This is a genomic window from Streptomyces sp. ADI96-02, assembly GCF_003846185.1.
Lineage (GTDB): Bacteria > Actinomycetota > Actinomycetes > Streptomycetales > Streptomycetaceae > Streptomyces.
On record NZ_ML123034.1, the window covers coordinates 4,043,276 to 4,048,005 of the forward strand.

The 4,730-nt window shown below is 68.8% G+C and carries 4 protein-coding genes and 1 pseudogene; 2 read left to right on the plus strand and 3 right to left on the minus strand.

Features of this window, described 5'->3' with window-relative positions:
* From EES43_RS17935 to EES43_RS17945, 3 genes are all read right to left on the minus strand, one after another.
* On the minus strand, positions 1–1,641 hold a 1,641-nt coding region (locus EES43_RS17935; protein WP_164493194.1), incomplete at its 3' end, for a nucleotidyltransferase domain-containing protein.
* A 58-nt stretch (positions 1,642–1,699) separates the two neighbouring features.
* Positions 1,700–1,885 (minus strand): hypothetical protein, encoded by a 186-nt coding sequence (locus EES43_RS17940; RefSeq protein WP_124269633.1) that lies wholly within the window; start codon positions 1,883–1,885, stop codon positions 1,700–1,702.
* A complete protein-coding gene (locus EES43_RS17945) occupies positions 1,882–2,211 on the minus strand; it encodes a hypothetical protein (protein ID WP_124269634.1) in 330 nt (109 codons plus the stop codon). The genes EES43_RS17940 and EES43_RS17945 overlap by 4 nt, the downstream gene beginning before the upstream one ends.
* 468 nt (positions 2,212–2,679) lie before the next feature.
* On the opposite strand from EES43_RS17945, the gene EES43_RS17950 reads away from it, so the two are divergent.
* Positions 2,680–3,705 (plus strand): tetratricopeptide repeat protein, encoded by a 1,026-nt coding sequence (locus EES43_RS17950; protein WP_206430075.1) that lies wholly within the window; start codon positions 2,680–2,682, stop codon positions 3,703–3,705.
* 85 nt (positions 3,706–3,790) lie between these two features.
* Positions 3,791–4,106: pseudogene (locus tag EES43_RS17955) on the plus strand (transposase); the annotation flags it as partial.
* Between the last annotated feature and the right edge of the window lie 624 nt (positions 4,107–4,730).

The window sequence follows — 4,730 nt, forward strand, 5'->3', positions numbered from 1 at the left end:
GGCCTGGATCCCGTCGCGCAGGCTCACGTCCACGTCGGTGGCTGCGTCCGGGACAGGCAGAGCCAGCCCTGGAGCACACCACAGAGGGACGAGACCTCCGATGCCGATGAGCGCGAGGACGTGCAGAAGTCTGGAAGTGACGGCTCCGGCCCGGCACTCGGCGCGGGTCAGCACGGTCAGTCCGAGTTTGACTCCGCCGAGTTCGGCTGCCAGCTCGGCCAGGACGCGGCGCATCCCGTCCAGGGATTCGGCCTCGGCAACGACGAATAAATCGAGGTCGCTCCAGCCGTGCTGGTACTTGCCCCGGGCCCCACTGCCGGTGACGACCAGGAGGTCGATCAGGGGCTGCCGTCCGGTCAGGCGATCGAGGAGTGCAGAGAGGTAAGACTCCAGGTGCACCGGCAGGCCCAGGGCGTTGACCGGCATGGTGCTCGGCTGGTGCTCGGGCCATTGGCGGGCCAGGACCAGTTGGTCCAGTCTGCGTTCCAGCGCCAAGCGGGGCCCGTCGTTGCTGACGACTTCCTGGGCAATGGTGGCGATCTTGTCGGCGCCCCTGGCGCTCTTGACGAGGTCCCGGTTGGCCACGTCCTGGGCACCCGCGGTCCCGCGCTGTGCCCGAACGGCTGTGGAGGTGTCCAGGTAGGTGGTGGTGAGCTGAGGTCCGAGCATCCTGGCGAGCTCGACCGCCGAGTCGTAATCGTGGAGCGACTCGACGCTGACGCAGTCAATGAAGTGGTGGGCCTCGCAGTACCGATCGAGGCCGTCCACGATCAGTTCGGCCTGGACGACCGGGGCCACTCGGTACGGGTCCGCGATGCCCGCCCGGTCGGCGGCGTCCTCGATCAGGTAACCGATCTTGAGGCGGGCGTGCCCGTGGTGGGTTCGCAGATATTCGCCGGCGGTGCTCTTGCCGCTCTCCGACATTCCGCCGAGGGCGATGACGTGCACGTCTGCCAGCGCTCGGCTGGGAATGGCGGGGTGCAGGGGCGCCAGGTGCCGGCGGACCTCGTCCTGGATGGTGACGGTCGGTCGGTCACCGATGCGGATCAGCATGTCGAAGCGGCCGTCCGCGACGAGTCGGTTGATCTGCGTGTGGAGATGGCGCTGGTAGGCCGCGTAAATGTCCGTGACGGTGGCCTCGTGGGACAGGCTGCGGCGGGTACCTTCCTCGGCGTCCTCACAGTGCAGGAGCAGGAGGGCGCGTTCGTCTCGTTCGGCTGCCCGGAGATCGGACTCGTACGGCGCCAGGAGGGATCGAGCACGGTCGGCGGCCCGCCAGGCATCCAGGTCCTCCCGTACGGCGACGGTGGCCGCGACGGATGCCTCCAGCATCGGGATCCCGCGGTCCAGAAACCGTACGGGCGCGGAGTACGGATGCCGGGAGCGCTCCAGGTAGGAATGGGCGAGCACATCGGCGACCTCCTCGGCCGGCCCCGTCTCGAACCACCAGCGGCCCATGCCGTCGGCCTTGATGGCCGCCCAGCGCCGGTCGTAGTGGTCAAGGGGACCTGCCGAGGTGGCGGCAGAGCCCATACGGCGGGCGAGGATTCCGATCTGTTTGGTCTTGCCGGTGTTGTCGGGACCGCTGAACGCGACCGACACGGGGAGGGGCTGCGTATCACTGCTGAGCTGGCTGATCATCGGCTTCCCTTCGCAGGGTGGTGCAGAGCAGGGAGGGCATGGCGGGACCACGGTGGTCCTATCCGGCCGTGTCGTTCGGGCCCTGGTCGTCGACGTTGAGCGAGGAGTGTGCCAGGAAGTCCTGATCAGCCGAGTACTCGCCTTGGGCGAGCGTGCCGATCATGGCGAGTCCTGCCGCTGTGCCGAACGCCCACACCCAGGCCAGGGCGGTTCCGAGCGGATCGGATAACGCGGGCCGGATCACGTGGCCGCTGCTTCCTGGGCCTTCGCGCGCAGGGCGACTGCTCGCTCCAGCTGGGCGCTCAGCAGGAGGACTCTGCCCGGGTCCATTTCGAGGGTTGTGGTGGTCTTCGTGCCGTCGAGGAAGCGGACCTCGATCGGCAGGGCCGTGTGCCCGGTCCGTCGGTCGTAGCGGGGGTCCTTATCCAGGAGGGCGAGGCCGCAGACGATCGGAGTCGTCTGTCGGGAGTCACGTCCGGCCGCCTTCTGGGGCGCCGGATTCTGCGTTGTCTCGTCGCCCGCCGAGGGCGGGGTCGTGCAGCCGCGGGGGTCGTGGCCGGTCGTCGTCACCGATGTTCCTCTCACGCGTCCGGAGAGGCGCCAACAGGCCCTGAGCAGCGCCTGTTCGAGCCAATCGGAGATCCAAGGGGTGATGTTCAGTCAACGACGATCCGCGCTCCTGGGGCAGGGCCCAGGATGTAGTCCTGCGTAATCCCGCGTAATCCAGGTGGGGAGGGTGACGGGGTGCCGAGGAACCCGGCTGTCGCCGAGCTGATCAAGCAGGCGTGTCATGAACGGGGCTGGGGGCCATCGGAGTTAGCGCGCGCACTCGGTCTGGCAGAGAGTGGCGACCCTCGTCGGCTGCAGAGGCAGCACGCCCGGCGCTGGATCGAGGGTGAGCGGACCCCCGACCACTGGTGGCCCTACATCGCCCAGGTATTGGGACTGGATCCAGAAGCGATCAACCTTCCAGAGATCGCGCCGACGGCACTCCACGCCGATACCGTGGCATCAGTCCTCCAGCTGGGAAGGAACGACGTGGACCGCCGGAATTTCATCCTCGCCTCCAGCGGATACGCCCTGTCTGCCCTCGGGCTGCCCGACATGGAGAGCATCAGCCGCCGGACCACGACCGTCTCGTCGGGAGCCGTCCGCGTCGGCAGGGGCGAAGTGGCAGCTGTGCGCCACATGGTGAAGGCCCTCGGCGACTCGGCGTCCGAACTCGGCGGCGGCCACGCCCGCCATCTGGCAGTCCGCTACCTGACCCAGGACGTCGCCCCCTGGCTGGAAGGCCGCTTCACCGAAGCCACCGGGCGCGAGCTGTTCGCCGCGACCTCCCAGCTGGTCCACCTCGCTGGCTGGATGGCCCAGGACGAAGGCGACACCCCCGAACTACGAGGGCTCGCCCAGGGCTACTACTCCCACTCCTTCCGCCTGGCCGCCGAGGCCGGCGACGCCGAACTATCCGCCACCGCCCTGCGGGGGCTCGCCGTCCAGTGCGTCGACCTGGGCTACCGAGCCGAAGCCGTCCAGCTCGGCGAAGCCTGCGTGGAGTACGGACGCCACCTGGACAATCCGCGAGCCGTCGCCTACTACGAAGCCACCCTCGCCAACGCCGCGGCCCAGGACGACGACCGCCATATGGCGACCAAGCACCTCGCCACGTCCGAGACCGCCATCGGCAGACCCGCTGCCGAAGGCGGCGACTCCTGGGCCGCCCACTACTCCCCCGGCCGCTGGGCCCATGAGTCCGGCATGATCCTCTCCCGCCTCGGCGACCTCGACGCCGCCGAAGAACACCTCCACCTCGCCCTCGACATCCACGGCCTCGACCGCCGCCGCACCCGCGCCATCGTCCTCGCCGACCTCGGCGGCGTCCGCCTACGCCAAGGCGACGTCGACGGCGCCATGGCCACCTGGCGCGACTTCCTCGACTGCGCCGACGGCATCCGTTCGGTCAAGGTCCGGGCAGCGCTGCGGGACATGCACGTACGCCTGCGGCGGTACAGCGGAGTTCCTGAGGCGCAGGAACTCCGCGAACGAGCAGCTCGCGTCACTGACTGATTGCCGAGCGGGCGGACGGGCCGCAGGTGTGACCTGAATTCGCACACGTCCCGCTGTTCAGCATCAGGCGAATGTGACAGCGCGCGAACTCGGGGCTCGGAGCGAGCTGGACTGGTCGCGATGCGCCATCGACTCCGTCAGCGTCCGGGCGGCAAAATGGGGCCGCTCACCGGGCAGGATCCGACCGGCCGCGGCAAGCCGGGATCGAGAATCCACCTGATCACCGACCGCAACGGAATGTCCTGTCGCTTGGCATCTCCGATGCCAACACGCACGACAGCCTTGGCCTGCAGCCGCTCGTGCGCGGGGTCCCGCCCATCCGTTCCTGTCGCGGAGCGCGCCGCCGGCGCCCGGCCAAGCCCCACGCAGACAAGGGCTACGACTACAAGCACCTCCGGAAACGACGGTGCCCACCGCAATGGCAGCACCCAGCTCCTCGTCTCGGTGGGCGAGGTGAACCACCACACCAACCAGTCGGCGGGGGCTTCCCCCGCACGGCCGGCGGGCTCCGCCAAGCTCCCGACGGCCGTGCGTCCGTATCGACCGACAGCCGCCGGACGGTCTCCTCGATCTTCGGAAAGGGCCGCGCCGACCGCGGCGATAACCGCAGGCGGGCGTCGGCGCGGCCCTGTACGGTCGCGACCATGAAGAAGTGGGTTGGTCCCTGAGAACTCGAACGCGCGTCCAACGCGCGAGCCGGACGATCGGTAAGGGGACGGGCACGCCCGAGGAGATCAGGGAGGCGCGGGACGTCCTGAGCAACTACCGTCTCGCCCACGCATTTCCTCTGAACGCGGTGACCATGACCGTGCGGAAGCAAGCGCTCGACGTGAACCCGAACGCCGTCGTGGCCGAGCGCCGGAAGCGCCTGCGACCGACCTGATCGTCGCTTCCGGCCGCGACTCATACAGCGCGACCGCGTCCGCCTTGAACTGCGGCGGATAGTTCTTCATGACCACGAGATGTCCGTTCTCAGATCCTCAGGATCCAGTGTCTCGTGTGTTCAACATCCGGGGTCAAGGCCC